This window comes from Sphingomonas sp. Leaf33, assembly GCF_001421785.1.
Lineage (GTDB): Bacteria > Pseudomonadota > Alphaproteobacteria > Sphingomonadales > Sphingomonadaceae > Sphingomonas.
Window position 1 is genome coordinate 1,034,042 of sequence record NZ_LMLB01000001.1, and the last position, 16,061, is coordinate 1,050,102.

A 16,061-nucleotide genomic window follows, 5' to 3' on the forward strand; every position below is an offset into this window, starting at 1 on the left:
GGCTCCCCTGAAACCGTAACATTGCCGCGCCATTGCACGCGCCCGACAGCCGAACGGCGTGGGGGAGTGCCATGACGGAAATCCTGAAGCTTGCCGAGATCGCCGATCTGGCCGATTTCGCCAATTCGCGCCCCGCGATCCCCGAACGGATCGTCGAGCGGCAGCGGTACCGGACGGTGTGGATCTCGGACGTCCATCTCGGCACCCGCGGCTGCAACGCCGAACTGCTGATCGACTTCCTCGACCATGTCGACAGCGACACGATGTACCTGGTCGGCGACATCATCGACGGGTGGCGGCTGAAGAAGAAATTCTACTGGCCCGACGCGCACAACGACATCGTCTGGCGCATCCTGAAGCGCGCCAAGCGCGGCACGCGGATCGTCTATATCCCGGGCAATCACGACGAGATGTTCCGGCAGTTCTCGGGCCTCCATTTCGGCGGGGTGACGATCAAGCGCCAGGCGGTGCACGAGACCGCCGACGGCCGCCGCCTGCTGGTCCTCCACGGCGACGAATTCGACGCGATCATGCTGTCGCACCGCTGGCTCGCGTATCTAGGCGACGCCGCCTACCACTTCGCGATGTGGGCGAACCGCTGGGTCAACGCGTACCGCCGGCGGATGGGGATGCCCTATTGGTCGCTCAGCAAGCACGCCAAGCACCGGGTCAAGAAATCGGTCGAATTCATCTCGAAGTTCGAGGAGATCGTCGCGCACGAAGCGGGCCTGCGCGGCGTCGACGGCGTTATTGCGGGGCACATCCACACCGCCGAAATCCGCGAGATCGCCGGCGTCACCTATTACAACGACGGCGACTGGGTGGAGGGCTGCAACGCGCTGGTCGAGCATTTCGACGGGCGGATGGAACTGCTCGACTGGGCGGAAGAGGTGGCGAAGCGTGAGGCCGGGCGCATCGTGGCGATCGCGGCGTGACGAGCGCACACATTTCCGTTCGCCCTGAGCTTGTCGAAGCCTGTCCTGAGCGACTGCCGCAGGCAGGCAGTCGAAGGGGGCTGTCCTTCTTCGTGCCCCGGAGTCTGTGCCGCGGACAAGAAGGGCAGGGCTTCGACAAGCTCAGCCCGAACGGGGAGGGGACAGGCCTCTGCGAGGCTCTGGCAAGCCGGGTGCCGCCATGCGCATAGCCATCGTCACCGACGCGTGGGCGCCGCAGGTCAACGGCGTCGTCCGCACGCTCGGCGCCGTCCGCGACGAGCTGATCCGCATGGGCCATGACGTGCTGATCGTCTCGCCGGACCTATTCGCGTCGGTCCCGTGCCCGACCTATCCCGAAATCCGGCTGGCCTTTGCGCGGCGCTCGACCGTCGGGGGGATGCTCGCCCAGTTTGGCGCCGACGCGATCCATCTCGCGACCGAAGGCCCGCTGTGCCTCGCCGCACGCGCCTGGTGCCTGGCTCGCGCGCGACCGTTCACGACCGCGTATCACACGCAGTTCCCCGACTATGTGTCGGCGCGCACCGGCATCCCGGCCGAATGGATCTGGCGCTACATCCGCTGGTTCCACGCGCCGGCCGCGGCCATCCTCGCCTCGACCCCGTCGATCCGCGCGACCCTGGTCGAGCACCGGTTACCGCAGGTCCGCCACTGGGGACGCGGCGTCGATCTGGCCGCGTTCCATCCCGATGTGCCGCCGCACCCCGCGCTCGGCCACCTGCCGCGGCCGATCCAGCTCTATGTCGGGCGGGTCGCGGTCGAGAAGAACGTCCGCGCCTTTCTGTCGACCGAGCATCCGGGCACCAGGATCGTCGTCGGCGACGGGCCGGCGCGCGCCAGTCTGGAAGCAGAGTTCCCGACCGTCATCTTCATGGGCGCGCTGTTCGGCGCAGAACTCGCCGGCGCCTATCGCGCCGCCGACGTCATGGTCTTTCCCAGCCGCACCGACACGTTCGGCCTGGTGATGATCGAGGCGCTGGCCTGCGGCACGCCGGTCGCCGCCTATCCGGTCACCGGCCCGGTCGATGTGCTGACGCCGCAGACGGGGGCGATGGACGAGGACCTCGATACCGCCATTGCGGAAGCGCTGACGCGCGATCGCACGGACTGTGCCGCCTATGCCCGCGGTTTCACGTGGGAGGCGAGCGCGCGGCAGTTCCTCGACGCGCTCGTGCCCCAGGTCCGCGCACGCGCCGCCTGATCGTGGCCTTGCCTCTCCGGACAAGGTGCATTAGATCGGGCAGGCACTGCGGCCGCTCCTTCGTTGGGGCGGCCCTTATCGTTTCTGGAGACTACGGCCGTGACCCAGCCGCTCATGCCCCACGCGACCGCCAGCTGGCTGGTCGACAATACCGCGCTCAGCTTCGAGCAGATCGCCGACTTCTGCGGCCTGCATATCCTGGAAATCCAGGCGATCGCCGACGACACCGCCGCGACCAAGCTGACCGGCCGCGATCCGGTCCGCGCGCACGAACTGACGATGGACGAGATCGAGAAGGGCCAGGACGACCCCGATTACCGCCTGAAGATGCTGAAGGGTCCCGAGCAGGTCCGCCGCACCAAGGGCCCGCGCTACACCCCGGTCAGCAAGCGCCAGGACAAGCCCGACGGAATCGCGTGGATCATCAAGAACCACCCGGAAATCACCGACGGCGCGATCGGCAAGCTGATCGGCACCACGCGCACGACGATCGCCGCGATCCGCGACCGCAGCCACTGGAACATCGCCAACATCGTGGCGAAGGACCCGGTGACGCTGGGCCTGACCAGCCAGCGCGAGCTGGACGCACTGGTGACCAAGGCGGCCAAGGCGAGCGGCCAGGAAGCCCCGACCGACACCCGGCTGGAGGGCGACCGCGAAGCGCTGCTCACCCAGCTGCGCGCCGAACGCGAAGCCGCGTCGCGCGAGGCCGAGGGTGGCGAGGACGCCGGCACCAGCGCACCAGTCGAGCACACCGCGGAAACTCTCTTTAAGCGGTAACGCCTCTCCCCGTTCGTGCTGAGCTTGTCGAAGCACCGTCCTTCTTGCCGCGCGCGATGTGTGTGCGGATCAAAAGAGCGGTGCTTCGACAAGCTCAGCACGAACGGAATTTAAAAATTCCCCGTAAAGACCGGACGCACTACTTTCTATCGCAACCAGCCGCGACTCATGCGGCCCTGCGAAGGAGAGCTCCCCCATGTGCGACGACCAGACCGAAGCCGATAACGAAGCCTATCTGTCGACCGGCGCGGTCAGCCGCCGCCACTTCGCCGCGATCGCCGGGGCGGCCGGAATCATCGCCGTCCTGCCGCGCCCCGCCGATGCGCAGGCGACCCGCGGCAGGAACGTGACGATCACGACGCCCGACGGCACCTGCGACGCCTATTGGGTCGCGCCGGCCAAGGGCAGGCATCCCGCGGTGCTGGTCTGGCCCGACATCTATGGTCTCCGCCCCGCCTTCCGCCAGATGGCCGACCGGCTGGCGAGCTCGGGCTACAGCGTGCTGGTCGTCAACCAGTTCTACCGCTCGACCAAGGCCGATTTCATCAAGCCGGGCGAGACGCTGGAGACGCCGGGCGTGCGCGAAAAGATCATGCCGTGGCGCACGCTGCTGACCGCCGATGCGACCCGGCGCGATGCCGCCGCCTTCGTCGCGTGGATCGACCGGCAGCCGCAGACCGACACCAAGCGCGGCATGGCGACCGCCGGCTACTGCATGGGCGGGCCGATGGTCCTCTACACCGCCGCGGCGCACCCGAAGCGCATCCGCGCCGGCGCGACCTTCCACGGTGGCGGCTTGGCGACGGACAAGCCCGACAGCCCGCATCTCGGCATCGCGCAGATGAAGGGCGGCTATCTGATCGCGGTCGCGCAGAACGACGACGCGCGGAACCCGCAGGAAAAGGACACGGTCCGCGCCGCCTTTGCCGCGGCCGGGCTGCCCGCCGAGATCGAAGTCTATCCGGCACAGCACGGTTGGACCGTGCCCGACAGCAAGGTCTACAACGCCGAGCAGGCGGAAAAGGCCTGGGCGCGCCAGCTCGCGCTGTTCAAACAGTCGCTGTGACGGGGGCGAAGGCGATGAGCGAACTTACCTTCTACACCAATCCCCGGTCACGCGGGCGCATCGCCCGCTGGATGCTGGAGGAGGTCGGCGCGGAGTATGACACCGTCATGCTCGACTATGCGACGGCCATGAAGTCGGACGATTATCGCGCGATCAACCCGATGGCGAAGGTGCCCGCCATCGTCCACCGCGGGCGGACCGTCACCGAATGCGCCGCGATCTGCGCCTATCTGGCTGACGCGTTCCCCGACGCCGGGCTGGCGCCCGCGACCGACGACAGGGCGGACTATTACCGCTGGCTGTTCTTCGCCGCCGGCCCGCTGGAGGCCGCGGCGACCGAGCGCGCGCGCGGCATCGTCGTCACGCCCGAACAGTCGCGCATGGTCGGCTACGGCAGCTTCGATACGGTCATCGACGCGCTGGAGCAGGCGGTGGCGGGGCGCGACTATATCGCCGGCGACCGCTTCACCGCGGCCGATGTCTATGTCGGATCGCACATCCTGTGGGGGTCGCAGTTCGGCTGGCTGCCCCAACGCGACGCGTTCGACGCCTACAAGGCGCGGCTGGTCGAACGGCCCGCCTATATTCGCGGCGCTGAGAAGGATGACGCGCTGATGGCGCAGGCCGGCGCATGAATTGCCGGGCGGCGGGTATACCCCGCCGCCCGGTTCGCTTCAGCCGTAGCGGATGGCGACCCACAGCATCAGCGCGATGGGTACGGTCATCAGCGCGATGACGCCGACGATCTGCGGCAGCGACGCGCGGAAGTGCCGTGCGTGGTCCGACTGTATCGCATCGATCGTCGCGGCATAGGCGGGGTCGCCGCGCAGCATCCCGCGATCGATGATCGGCCCTTTCGCCAGGAATTGCACGATTTCCGCCGTTTCCGCCGCATTCAGATGCGGGTGGCGAGCGAGTAGATCCGCCGCGCGGTCGCGGGCGGTGGTGTCGATGGTGTCTTGCATGTCTGTCGGTCCTGATCGGGCGCGCGAACGCGCTCGGCGCCGCGGGCGGGCGGCGCGAATGTCGTCAATGGTCAGCGGATCAGGACAGGGTCGGGGGCGCGCGGGCGGAATAGAGGTCGCCGGTGCGGCGGGGCAGGGCGGGGGCGGCGCGTGCGACCCAACCCGCGGTCGATGCCGCCTGTGGCGCGGCGATCCCGAACGACAGGGGCGGAAGTGCGGGCGGCGGCGCGCCATCCGGTCCGGCGTGGCTACGCGCCGCACTCAGGCGGATGGTCGGCCGACCGATCTTCGCGCCGTCGCGCAGGCTGGTTGCCGCAGGGGTGGCGAACGCGATGTGAACGACCGGCGTTTTCGTAGCAGCCGGAACCGCCGCCGGCATCGAAGCCCAGGCGAAGAGCAACGCCAGCACGCCTGCGAACAGACGCTGCGAGGCCGTCCGCAAGGCGGGGCGCTCAGACTTCTCGGCGGTCATCGATCCGTTCCGATATCGGGTCGATGGCCGAAAAACCAAGACTTTGCGTCGGACCGCACCGCGTCACGAACCGCCCCGGCGCTCCCGTCTGCGCGTCAGCCCTTGCCGATTCCGGTCAGCTTGAGGCCTGCGCGCGCGGCTTCCTCGGGGGGGTAGATGTTGCGCAGGTCGACCAGCACCGGGTCGGCCATCGACTTGGCGATCCGCGACAGGTCGAGCGCGCGGAAGGCGGCCCATTCGGTCACGATGACCAGTGCGTCCGCACCCTCGGCCGCGGCATAGGGAGACGCGGCGAACTCGACGTCCTTAAGCAACGGCCGGGCCTGCTCGACACCCTCCGGGTCGTACGCCTTCACGCTCGCGCCCGCGTCCTGCAACGCCTGGATCAGCGCCAGGCTGGGGGCGTCGCGCATGTCGTCGGTGTCGGGCTTGAAGGTCAGGCCTAGCACGCCGACCGTCTTGCCCCTCGCCTCGCCGCCCATCGCCTTGATGACCTTGCGTCCCATCGCGCGCTTGCGGGCGTCGTTGACCTGGACCGTCGCCTCGACGATGCGCAGCGGCACGTCGTTGTCGGCCGCGGTCTGGAGCAGCGCCAGCGTGTCCTTGGGGAAGCACGACCCGCCATAGCCCGGGCCCGCATTCAGGAACTTGCGCCCGATGCGGTTGTCGAGCCCGATGCCGCGCGCCACTTCCTGCACGTCGCCGCCCACGCTTTCGCACAGGTCGGCGATTTCGTTGATGAAGGTGATCTTGACCGCCAGGAACGCGTTCGCCGCGTATTTGATGATCTCCGCCGTGCGACGCCCGGTGAAGACGATCGGCGCCGACTGGTTGAGCGACAGCGGGCGATAGATTTCGCGCAGCACGTCGCGCGACCGCTCGTCCTCTGCACCCACGACCACGCGGTCGGGCCGCTTGAAATCGCCGATCGCGGCGCCTTCGCGCAGGAACTCGGGATTGCTGGCGACGGTGATGCCCTTGTCCGGTGCGACCTCGGCGATGATCCGCTCGACTTCGTCGCCGGTGCCCACCGGCACGGTCGACTTGGTGACGATGACCGCCGGGCCGGTCAGCGCTTCGGCCACTTCGCGCACCGCGGCGAAGACATAGCTCAGGTCGGCGTGCCCGTCGCCGCGGCGGCTCGGCGTGCCCACCGCGATGAAGACGGCGTCGGCGTTGCGGACGCCCTCGGCCAGGTCGGTGGTGAAGCTCAGCCGTCCGGAGCGGACGTTGGCCGACACCAGCTCGCCCAGGCCCGGCTCGTAGATCGGCATGACATTGTCATGCAGCGCAGCGATCTTCTTCGCGTCCTTGTCGACGCACACGACTTCGTGCCCGAAGTCCGAGAAACAGGCGCCCGACACAAGCCCGACATAGCCCGTTCCGATCATCGTGATGCGCAAGACGACACCCTTCCCAACGTAATCCCGTGCCGCCCCTAGCCGACAATGATTAACCAGGAAATGACATCTGCGGTGCGGGCGCCGGATCGATGCTTGTCATTTGCGGAAACCGGTGTCAGTCCTGTGAAAAAGGAGAGTGGGATGCTTAAGCCGATGATCTTGGGTCTGGCCGCCACCATGCTGGCCGCGAGCGTGCCGGTCACCGCGCAGGAGCCGGCGGCGGGTCCGCAGATCGCCTTCCCCGGGGCGGTCGGGCCGGCGGCCAGGACGCCGGGCGGGCGCGGCGGGCGGATCATTCGCGTGACCACGCTGAACGCCGACGGCCCCGGCAGCCTGAAGGCCGCGCTTGATGCCAAGGGCCCGCGAATCATCGTGTTCGAGGTCGGCGGCGTCATCGACATGGGGCTGAAGAGCTGGACGATCACAGAACCGTTCGTGACCATCGCCGGCCAGACCGCGCCGTCGCCGGGCATCACGCTCATCAAGGGCGGGCTGGACGTGAAGGCGCACGATGTCGTGATGCGTCACATCCGCGTGCGTACCGGCGCCGACGGTCAGGCCAAGCGATCGGGGTGGGAGGCGGACAGCTTCTCCACGATCGGCGCCTACAACGTCATCGTCGATCATTGCACCTTCAGCTGGGCGATCGACGAGAACATGTCCGCCAGCGGCCCGCGCCTCACCGGAAAGACGGTCGAGGACTGGCGGCGTGGGACCAGCCACGACATCACCTTTTCGTACAACGCGGCTTACGAAGGCCTGGCCGACAGCTCGCACCCCAAGGGCGAACATTCGAAGGGGTCGCTGATCCACGACAATGCCACCGGCATCACGATCTGGCGCAACCTCTACGCCCACAATGTCGAGCGCAACGCGCTGTTCAAGGGCGGCGCGCAGGGCGTGTTCGTCAACAACCTGATCTATGATCCGCAGCGACGCGCGCTCCACTACAACCTGATGGCGCTGGAGTGGGAGGGGCATCCCTATGTCACCGGCGAACTGAGCGCGGTCGGCAACGTCTATCGCGGCGGACCGTCGACCGAGGGACGGGTGCCGTTCCTGATGCTCGGCGGCGACGGCGACCTGCGCTACCACGGGCGCGACAATGTCGCGGTCGACAAATATGGCGAGCCGCTGCCGATGGTCGGCCGCTACGGCGACACCAAGGCGCGACTGATCGAGGTTGCCAAGCCGGTGGTCTGGGTCCCCGGCCTGCCGGTGCTGGCATCGAAGGACGTCGAGACGCACGTGCTGGCCAACGCCGGCGCCCGGCCGTGGGACCGCGATGCCGACGACATCCGCGTCTTCTTCTTCGTCGCCGAAGGGCGCGGCGGTGTCATCAACGACGAAAAGGACGTGAGCGCCTACCCCGCGTTCACACCGACCCGCGCGCCCTTCGTCGCGGCCGAATGGAACCTCGACACGATGGAGCCGAAGTCCGGCCGCTATCCCGGCCAGACCCGCGACGTGCCGCAGGAACATCTGTCGGTGCGCGACGCGGCGATGCGGAAATGATCGCCGCTCTGCTCGCCCTGTCGCTCCAGGCGGCCCCGCCGATGGTTGTCGTCGACGAAAAGGACGTGATGAAACGCGAAGCCGTCCCACACGGCGCGATCGGCATGAGCACGGCGTGGCGCATCACCGATGCGGTACCGGGCCGCACGTTCGAATTCCGCCGCCGTGCGCTCGACAAGGGGGCCGCGATCGGCCTCCACGTCCTTGCCCATGACGAGGTCTATTATGTGCTGGCCGGCGAGGGCGAGGTCGACAGCGACGGGGTGCGTCGCCGCTTGGGGGTAGGCATGACCGCCTACCTCTACGAAGGCGCCAACGTCGGTATCCGCCAGACCGGCACGCGTCCGCTGTCGCTGATCGTGGCCTATCCGCTGAAGGCGCGCGTTATGGCCGAATGACCGACACGCCGCCCCATACGCCCGATGGCCGCTACATCGTCGTCGACGATGTCCTGTGGCGCGCAACGCGACCCGACCTTGCGGAGACCGATCGGGCCGCGCTGGTCAAGCAACTGATGGCTGCCCGCCGCGCGGTGGGGCAAGCGAAGACGGCGGCCGACGAACGCGCTGCGCGCGACGGTGTCGATGCCGCCAAGGTCGCGCTGGGCGAACGCGGGCCGGTGTGGTGGGACGACGGTGCCCCTGATTACACCCGGCACAAGGTCGCGAACTCGCCCTATGCAGACTGGTGGGCTGGGCAGAGCGGGTGATTCGTGCGAGGTTTGTTTCGCTGACGATCCGAACTCCGGTACCGCGGCGATCACTGGATCGGACACCGTCCCCATGAGCCTCGTCGTCCGCACCCTGTCCGACCGTCTGGTCGATATCGTCCGCGACCGCATTCTCGATGGGACCCTCCGGAGCGACGTCGCGATCCGGCAGGATGCGCTCGCCGCCGAACTGGGCGTCAGCAAGATACCGCTGCGCGAGGCGCTGACCCGGCTGGAGCAGGAAGGACTGGTCCGCTCGCAGGCCAACCATGGCTATTTCGTACGCGACCTGAGCGCGGGCGAGGCGGAGGAGGTGTTCGCGCTCCGCCTGAAGATCGAACCGGAAGCAGTGGCGATCGCCGCGACCCGCGCGACTGACCACGATCACCGCCGCGCCGCGCTGGCGCTCGCCGATCTCGATACCAAGATCGACCGGCACGACATCCACGTCGGGGCCGCCAACCGCGCCTTCCACATCGCACTGATCCGCCCCGCCGGTCGCGCGATCACGCTGCAACTGCTCGAACGGCTGCACGTGCTGAGCGAACGCTATGTCGGCAAGCATCTGGAACCCACCGGCCGCGATGCCCGCGCGAACGACGAACACGCCGACCTGCTCGACGCCTGGCGCTCGCGCGATGTCGACCGGCTGCACCGTGACATGCACGCGCATATCGAAACGACGCTGATCGACCTGCGTCGCCAGCTGACGCCCGACGACGGCGCTGGGTCTCAGCGGTAGTTGAAGCTGATCGAGATGCGGTCTTGCCTGGCCGCGTTGGGCATCACTTCGTGCCGCAGCCAGCTTTCCCACAGGAACACGCTGCCCGCCTGCGGTTCGGCGTAGACGAATGTGTCGGGGCGCGCAGGTGCCGCCATCAGCATCGGCAGGCGCGGGTCTTCCAGCTTCAGCGCGCCCGACCCCGGCGGCACCGCGACATAAACGGTGCCTGACACGACGCTGTGCGGGTGGATATGCCCGCTGTGCGTGCCGCCGGGCTTCAGGACGTTGACCCACAGGCTGTCGAGCTTGAGCTTCTTGCCAAGCTCGAACCCGCAGTCCCTGGCGAACGCGGCGACATGGCGGTTGAGCAGCCGCGCGAGGTCGTCGAACCGCGGATCGCGTAAGGGCAGATCGTCGAGCGAGGCATAGCTGGTATAGCCGCGATACCCGTGCTGCTTCGACCACGCGCGACCGGCACGATCCTCGCTCGCCAGTTCGCGGCAGGCGTCGGCGAGCTCGGCGACCAGCGCGTCGTCGCCGAGCAGGGCGTCGTAGAAATGCGTGGGGAACAGCGCGCGCGTCGGCATCAGCCCTGCATCCTCAGTGCGACGTCGTTCATGAACCGCACGTCGTCGCCCTTGGTCAGCCAGTCGGCCTCCGCAGCGATCGCACCGAGCAGATCGGAGAGGGGGTCGACTTCGGTCTTGTGCCAGTTGGACAGCACATGGCCGGTCACCCGGTCCTTGTGCCCCGGATGGCCGATCCCGATGCGCACGCGGCGGAAGTCGGGGCCGATATGCTGGACGATCGACTTCAGGCCGTTCTGCCCCGCGGTGCCGCCGCCGGTCTTCACCTTGAGCGTCAGAGCCAGGATATCGAGTTCGTCGTGGAACACCGTGATGGCGCCGGCGTCGATCTTGAAGAAATCCATCGCCGCGCGCACCGATCGGCCGCTTTCGTTCATGTAGGTGCCGGGCTTCAGGATGACGATCTTGTCGCCACCGACGCGCCCGTCCTGCGTCCAGCCCTGGAACGCCTTCTTCGGCGCGGAAAAGCCGTGCACCGCGGCGATCGCATCGACCGCCTGGAACCCGGCATTGTGCCGGTTCAGGGCGTATTCGGGGCCCGGATTGCCCAGGCCGACCCAGAGTTGCATCGCGCGTGCGCCATTCGACAAGTGGAGGGAAACGAGAAGGGGCGGGAAAGCGCCGTAACGCTCGCCCGCCCCCGATTTCGACCTTGCGGCGAAAGATCAGTCCTTCTTCTGGACCGAAATCTTGTCGTCGTGGTTGTCGTCGTCGTTCGGCTCGTCGCCCTCGGGCTCCTCGCCGGCTTCGATCGCGGCTTCCTCGGCCTGCTGCTCGGCAGCGGCTTCGGCGGCCAGCGCGGCGTCTTCAGCCAGCGCTTCCTGGACGTCCGCCTTCATCGCCGACGGGGCGATGACGGTGGCGATGGTGAAGTCGCGGTCGTCGATCGCCGTCTCGGTGCCCTTGGGCAGCTTGACGTCGGAGATGTGGATGGTGTCGCCGACTTCGAGCCCTGCGAGCGAGATCGTGATGTCGCTCGGGATGTCCGACGCGTCGCAGACCAGCTCCAGCTCGTGACGGACGATGTTCAGCACGCCGCCCTTCTTGATGCCGGGGGCCTCTTCCTCGTCGGTGAAGGTGATCGGCACCGCGACCGTGACGGTCGAATGCTCGGCGATGCGCAGGAAGTCGACGTGCAGCGGGCGATCGGTCACGACGTCGAAGGTCACGTCCTTCGGCAGCGTGCGGACGGCCTTGCCGCCGGCGCTGACCATCACGACCGAGTTCATGAAGTGGCCGGTGTTCAGCAGCTTCATGAGCTCGCGCTCGTTGACGCTGATGCTCTGCGGGTCCTGCTTCAGGCCATAGATGACGGCGGGGACGCGGCCGTCGCGACGCAGTGCCCGGGAGGCTCCCTTGCCAGCCCGGTCACGCGTCTCGGCCGACAGGTTAAGCGTGTCGCTCATTGTCGTAGTTTCCGATTCGCTAGATGCTAATGTTCGTTTCGCCCCGGCAGGCCTCCAGGGATGACCCTGCCGCGACAAGCGCGCGCCCTTAGCGGGGATGGGGCGGGAAAGCAATTGCCGGGCAGCTGATGGAGAGCCGCCGTCGCCCGCCCCGAAGCGTCCGCCACTGTCGCCGCCGCCCCCTAACGGCCGTCACCCCCGCGAAGGCGGGGGTAAATTCTGGCTGATCTATCGGCACTATCGGCGAGGCCAGCCAGAATTGATTCCCGCCTTCGCGGGAATGACGAAGGAAAGGTGCGGGAATGACGACGAAGGCGCGGTCGAGAGGCGGCTGCCCCTCAATATTCGACCCGCACCGCCTTCAGCTTGTACGCGCCCAGCTTGTCCTGCACGCTGTCCTTGCCGGCCAGGTGGCCTGCGCCGACCGCGACGAAGACGGTGCCCGGCTGCTTCATCCGTTCCGAAATCCACGTCGCCCAGCGCGCGTTGCGGTCGTAGAGGATCGTTTTCGCGACCTCGGGCGAATCCTTCATGCTTTCGTTCAGCGTCGCGGCCAGCTTGTCGGGCGCACCGGCCGACCAGTCGGTGACCATCGTTTCCATCGTCTGGCCGATCTTGGGCATTTCATCGATCGTTCCGCCCAGGAATTCGGTCTGCGCCTTGGGCGACAGCGCGTCGAAGAAGCCGATCTGCTGTTCGGCCGTCTCCAGCCCGCTGACCGTCTTGCCGGCGGCATTAGCCGCCTGGGTCAGTGTTTTCTCCGCGCCGCTGTTGGGATCATAGCCCGCCTTCATCAGCGGGATAAGGCTGAGGTTCACCGCCGCGAACCACGGCTTGTACGTGTCGAACGCGGTCGCCGGCAGGCCGAGATCGCCCATCGCCTTCACATATTTGCCGCGCGTCGGCTCGGGCAGGCTGGCGGTCAGCGTCGTGCCGGCGGGCTGCGTCGCCTTGGTCAGCACGATCTTCTGCATCGTCGCGGCATCGGGCTCGACCATTTCGAGCACCAGTTCCTTCGACCCGTCGAACGCGGTCTTCACCGCTTCGTCGAACCACGTGAGACCCGGTTTCAGCACATGCACCGTGCCGAACAGATAGATCGTCGTGTCGGCGTCCTTCACCACCCACAGCGCGGGATCGGCATCCTTTGCGGCGGGGGCGGGAGCCGGCGCCTGCTGCGCACAGGCGGGCAGCGCCAGAAACAGGGCGGCGGTCGAAAGCGAAGTCTTCATCAAACGGTTCATGGAGAGCGTCCTTCGTATTGAAAAGGGAAAGTCGGAGAAAATCAGCGATATTTGCGCCAGGACCACACGACGCCGCTGACGACGATGAAGGCGGCGAAGAACGCGACCGGATCGATCGGGCGGACCAGATCGGCCCGGGCGAGCAGCCACCAGACCGGCGCGCCGATGCTCATCAGATAGTGGCCGGCGACTGCGCCGTCGCGGTACGCTTCACGCTCGTGCTCGTCGACGACGCGGTGCCAGCGCCAGGAGATGATCGGGAGCAGGACGCCCCACGCGAAGACCAGCACCAGCACCAGCCACACCGGCAGCGGGCCGGTCAGCATCAGGTCGACCAGGTCGTCGCCCTTGCGATGCCCGCCGAGCGTCGCCACCGCGAGGGCAAGGCCCATGACGCCGCCCAGCGCGCCCGAGGTCAAAATCAGACGGCGATTGGCGCGTTCCGACGTGCTCTTCTGTGTGCCGCGCCACTCAATCATTGCCGTCACCATCGTCGAACACCTCCTCTATCGCCATGTCGAACAGACGACCGATCCGAAAAGCGAGCGGCAGGGACGGATCGTACTTCCCTGTCTCGATGGCGTTGACCGCTTGCCGCGAAACGTCGAGCCGGACGGCCAGATCGGCCTGGCTCCAGTCGCGTTCGGCACGCAGCACCTTGAGGCGATTCTTCATCTCGCACTCCTGTTGCATGGCTTGTGATCCTTGTCACCGTCCCCTGACCGAATGTCAGGTTACCATGACTAAATGACAGCGAGTCACGACTATGTCAATAAGACCTGACAAAATGTTGTGCGTCCCTGTCGTGAACCCTGCGGGTCCGGCAGGCTTGCTTGACCCTCCGCGCCTCGTGCGGCAGTGCGGCAAACGTGACCGATACAGCGCCTCTCTCCTTCCAGCGCATGATCCTGACGCTCCATGACTATTGGGCGGCGCGGGGTTGCGTGATCCTGCAACCCTATGACATGCGGATGGGCGCGGGCACGTTCCACCCGGCGACGACGCTAAAGTCGCTGGGGCCGGACCCGTGGAAGGCGGCCTATGTCCAGCCGTGCCGCCGGCCGACGGACGGCCGCTACGGCGAGAACCCCAATCGCCTCCAGCATTACTACCAGTATCAGGTCATCCTGAAGCCTAGCCCGCCCGACCTGCAGGAGCTGTATCTCGGCAGCCTGGCGGCGATCGGCGTCGATATGGCCAAACACGACATCCGCTTCGTCGAGGACGATTGGGAATCGCCGACGCTGGGCGCCTGGGGTCTCGGCTGGGAAGTCTGGTGCGACGGGATGGAAGTCACCCAGTTCACCTATTTCCAGCAGATGGGCGGCTTCGACTGCCTGCCGGTGTCGGGCGAGCTGACCTACGGCCTCGAACGTCTCGCGATGTACATCCAGGACAAGGACAACGTGTACGACCTGGCGTTCAACGACGAAGGCGTGACGTACGGCGACGTGTTCCTGGAGAACGAGCGCCAGATGTCGACCTGGAACTTCGAGGTCGCGGAGACCGACGCGCTGTTCGACCTGTTCCGGAAAGCCGCGGCGGAGTGCGAGAATGCGCTTGGGCGGGGCCTGCCGATCCCGGCGTACGAACAGGCGATCGAGGCGAGCCACATCTTCAACCTGCTGAACGCCCGCGGCGTGATCTCGGTCGCGGAACGCCAGGCGTACATCGGCCGCGTGCGCGATCTGGCCAAGGGCTCCTGCGCGGCGTGGATGGCGAAGAACGGGTGGACGGCGTGACGCGCGCACATCGTGCTCCCGCGCAGGCGGGAGCCCAGAGTTTCAACGGACATCGCGTGCGGCCTTGGGCTCCCGCCTGCGCGGGAGCACGAGCATGACCCACTTTCTCCTCGAACTCCGCTCGGAGGAAATCCCGGCGCGTATGCAGGGCAAGGCGCGTGAGGATCTGGCGAAGCTGTTCGCCGGCGAACTGGCGAAGGCCGGGCTGTCCGCGGGTGACGTCGTCACTTATGCCACCCCGCGCCGCCTGGCGCTGATCGCGCGCGACCTGCCCGAGGCGACGCAGGCTGTCAGCGAGGAGCTGAAGGGTCCGCGCACCTCGGCCCCGCCGCAGGCGCTGGAGGGGTTCCTGCGCAAGACCGGGCTCACCCGAGACCAGCTGGTCGATCGCGACGGCGTGTATTTCGCGGTGGTCGATAAACCCGGCCGCGCGACGGCGGACGTACTGGCCCAGGCGATCCCGGCGATCATCCGCGCCTTCCCCTGGCCCAAGTCGATGCGCTGGGGCGCGGCGTCGGCCTCGACCGAGAGCCTGCGCTGGGTCCGCCCGCTCCAGGGCATCGTCGCGCTGTTCGGTGACGCCGTCATCGACTGCGAGATCGCCGGTATCAAGAGCGGGACGACGACGGTCGGCCATCGCTTCCACCACCCGGACGCGATCACGCTGCGTTCGGCGGCCGATTATGTCGAACGCCTGCGCGACGCCCATGTCATCGTCGATCAGGACGAACGCGCCGGCATCATCGCGATGGGCGCGACGATGCTGACCGCCAAGGCGGGGCTCACGCTGATCCGCGACGAAGGGCTTCTGGAGGAAAACGCAGGCCTCACCGAATGGCCGGTGCCGCTGCTCGGCCGGTTCGACCCCGAATTCCTGAGCGTGCCGCCGGAAGTCATCCAGCTGACCGCGCGGGTGAACCAGAAATATTTCGTGTGTCAGGACAGCGAGGGGAAGCTGGCCAACGCCTTCGTCTGCGTCGCCAACATCGACGCGACCGATGGCGGTGACAAGATCGTCGAGGGCAACCGCAAGGTGCTGGCGGCGCGCCTGAGCGATGCGCGCTTCTTCTACGAGACGGACCTCAGGACGAAACTCGAGGACCTGACGCCGAAGCTCGAAAAGATCGTCTTCCACGAGAAGCTGGGGACGGTCGCCGACAAGGTCGACCGCGTCGCGAAACTCGCGCGCTGGCTGACGGAAGAGGAGATCGTAAAATCCTCCCCGCAAGGCGGGGAGGGGGACCATGCGCAGCATGGTGGAGGGGGGGCGCCGCAAGCGACTCCCTCGCGGCCC

20 protein-coding genes are annotated in these 16,061 nt (G+C 67.3%); 11 read left to right on the forward strand and 9 right to left on the reverse strand.

The genetic code is table 11. The features are described from left to right. Positions 1-71 precede the first annotated feature (71 nt). The 5 genes from ASE86_RS05190 to ASE86_RS05210 all read left to right on the forward strand — a co-directional run bounded on the left by ASE86_RS05190 (position 72) and on the right by ASE86_RS05210 (position 4,635). On the forward strand, positions 72-935 hold the full coding sequence (locus ASE86_RS05190; protein ID WP_056423243.1) for a UDP-2,3-diacylglucosamine diphosphatase: 864 nt from the start codon (positions 72-74) through the stop codon (positions 933-935). A 199-nt stretch (positions 936-1,134) separates the two neighbouring features. Further along, positions 1,135-2,154 carry a glycosyltransferase family 4 protein gene (locus ASE86_RS05195; RefSeq protein ID WP_056423247.1) on the forward strand — a complete coding sequence of 340 codons (1,020 nt, stop codon included), beginning with the start codon at positions 1,135-1,137 and terminating at the stop codon, positions 2,152-2,154. Between the two features lie 99 nt (positions 2,155-2,253). Then, positions 2,254-2,934, forward strand: coding sequence for a DUF1013 domain-containing protein (locus tag ASE86_RS05200; RefSeq protein WP_056423251.1), 681 nt, complete (start codon positions 2,254-2,256; stop codon positions 2,932-2,934). 196 nt (positions 2,935-3,130) lie between these two features. Continuing rightward, a complete protein-coding gene (locus tag ASE86_RS05205) occupies positions 3,131-4,000 on the forward strand; it encodes a dienelactone hydrolase family protein (RefSeq protein WP_056423253.1) in 870 nt (289 codons plus the stop codon). Positions 4,001-4,014: 14 nt separating this feature from the next. Beyond that, complete coding sequence (locus ASE86_RS05210; protein ID WP_056423256.1) at positions 4,015-4,635, forward strand: glutathione S-transferase family protein; 621 nt, start codon at positions 4,015-4,017, stop codon at positions 4,633-4,635. A 39-nt stretch (positions 4,636-4,674) separates the two neighbouring features. On the opposite strand, the gene ASE86_RS05215 is transcribed toward ASE86_RS05210, so the two are convergent. The 3 genes from ASE86_RS05215 to ASE86_RS05225 all read right to left on the reverse strand — a co-directional run bounded on the left by ASE86_RS05215 (position 4,675) and on the right by ASE86_RS05225 (position 6,840). After that, entirely contained in the window at positions 4,675-4,965 is a 291-nt protein-coding gene (locus tag ASE86_RS05215; protein WP_056423259.1) for a hypothetical protein, read from the reverse strand. Between the two features lie 79 nt (positions 4,966-5,044). After that, positions 5,045-5,437, reverse strand: a complete 393-nt coding sequence (locus tag ASE86_RS05220; RefSeq protein ID WP_056423262.1) for a hypothetical protein — start codon at positions 5,435-5,437, stop codon at positions 5,045-5,047. Between the two features lie 95 nt (positions 5,438-5,532). Next, positions 5,533-6,840, reverse strand: coding sequence for a UDP-glucose dehydrogenase family protein (locus ASE86_RS05225; RefSeq protein ID WP_056423265.1), 1,308 nt, complete (start codon positions 6,838-6,840; stop codon positions 5,533-5,535). Between the two features lie 141 nt (positions 6,841-6,981). Between ASE86_RS05225 and ASE86_RS05230 the strand changes: the two genes are divergently transcribed. The 4 genes from ASE86_RS05230 (at position 6,982) to ASE86_RS05245 (ending at position 9,806) form a co-directional block, all read left to right on the forward strand. Next, a complete protein-coding gene (locus ASE86_RS05230) occupies positions 6,982-8,355 on the forward strand; it encodes a polysaccharide lyase family 1 protein (RefSeq protein WP_156347030.1) in 1,374 nt (457 codons plus the stop codon). Then, a complete protein-coding gene (locus ASE86_RS05235; RefSeq protein WP_414881259.1) occupies positions 8,352-8,753 on the forward strand; it encodes a cupin domain-containing protein in 402 nt (133 codons plus the stop codon). The genes ASE86_RS05230 and ASE86_RS05235 overlap by 4 nt, the downstream gene beginning before the upstream one ends. Then, positions 8,750-9,064: a hypothetical protein gene (locus tag ASE86_RS05240; RefSeq protein ID WP_056423271.1), complete on the forward strand. Its 315-nt coding sequence runs from the start codon at positions 8,750-8,752 to the stop codon at positions 9,062-9,064. Before ASE86_RS05235 ends, ASE86_RS05240 begins: the two co-directional genes overlap by 4 nt. A gap of 73 nt (positions 9,065-9,137) precedes the next feature. Beyond that, positions 9,138-9,806: a GntR family transcriptional regulator gene (locus ASE86_RS05245; RefSeq protein WP_056423274.1), complete on the forward strand. Its 669-nt coding sequence runs from the start codon at positions 9,138-9,140 to the stop codon at positions 9,804-9,806. On the opposite strand, the gene ASE86_RS05250 is transcribed toward ASE86_RS05245, so the two are convergent. The 6 genes from ASE86_RS05250 to ASE86_RS05275 form a co-directional block, all read right to left on the reverse strand. Further along, complete coding sequence (locus ASE86_RS05250; RefSeq protein WP_056423277.1) at positions 9,797-10,375, reverse strand: TIGR02466 family protein; 579 nt, start codon at positions 10,373-10,375, stop codon at positions 9,797-9,799. The genes ASE86_RS05245 and ASE86_RS05250 overlap by 10 nt on opposite strands. Further along, positions 10,375-10,944: an aminoacyl-tRNA hydrolase gene (gene pth, locus ASE86_RS05255; protein ID WP_056423280.1), complete on the reverse strand. Its 570-nt coding sequence runs from the start codon at positions 10,942-10,944 to the stop codon at positions 10,375-10,377. The genes ASE86_RS05250 and pth overlap by 1 nt, the downstream gene beginning before the upstream one ends. 96 nt (positions 10,945-11,040) lie before the next feature. Beyond that, a complete protein-coding gene (locus tag ASE86_RS05260; RefSeq protein WP_056423283.1) occupies positions 11,041-11,781 on the reverse strand; it encodes a 50S ribosomal protein L25/general stress protein Ctc in 741 nt (246 codons plus the stop codon). Positions 11,782-12,119: 338 nt separating this feature from the next. Next, the gene (locus ASE86_RS05265; protein ID WP_056423286.1) at positions 12,120-13,025 is read right to left on the reverse strand and encodes a TraB/GumN family protein; all 906 of its coding nucleotides are present in this window, start codon (positions 13,023-13,025) and stop codon (positions 12,120-12,122) included. A gap of 41 nt (positions 13,026-13,066) precedes the next feature. Beyond that, positions 13,067-13,504: a hypothetical protein gene (locus ASE86_RS05270; RefSeq protein WP_056423289.1), complete on the reverse strand. Its 438-nt coding sequence runs from the start codon at positions 13,502-13,504 to the stop codon at positions 13,067-13,069. Next, the gene (locus ASE86_RS05275) at positions 13,497-13,700 is read right to left on the reverse strand and encodes a helix-turn-helix transcriptional regulator (RefSeq protein ID WP_056423292.1); all 204 of its coding nucleotides are present in this window, start codon (positions 13,698-13,700) and stop codon (positions 13,497-13,499) included. The genes ASE86_RS05270 and ASE86_RS05275 overlap by 8 nt, the downstream gene beginning before the upstream one ends. Positions 13,701-13,927: 227 nt before the next feature. On the opposite strand from ASE86_RS05275, the gene ASE86_RS05280 reads away from it, so the two are divergent. Both ASE86_RS05280 and glyS read left to right on the forward strand, forming a co-directional pair. Continuing rightward, positions 13,928-14,767 (forward strand): glycine--tRNA ligase subunit alpha, encoded by an 840-nt coding sequence (locus tag ASE86_RS05280; RefSeq protein ID WP_056423295.1) that lies wholly within the window; start codon positions 13,928-13,930, stop codon positions 14,765-14,767. Between the two features lie 94 nt (positions 14,768-14,861). After that, a partial coding sequence (glyS, locus tag ASE86_RS15645) for a glycine--tRNA ligase subunit beta (RefSeq protein ID WP_082441686.1) occupies positions 14,862-16,061 on the forward strand: 1,200 nt, incomplete at its 3' end.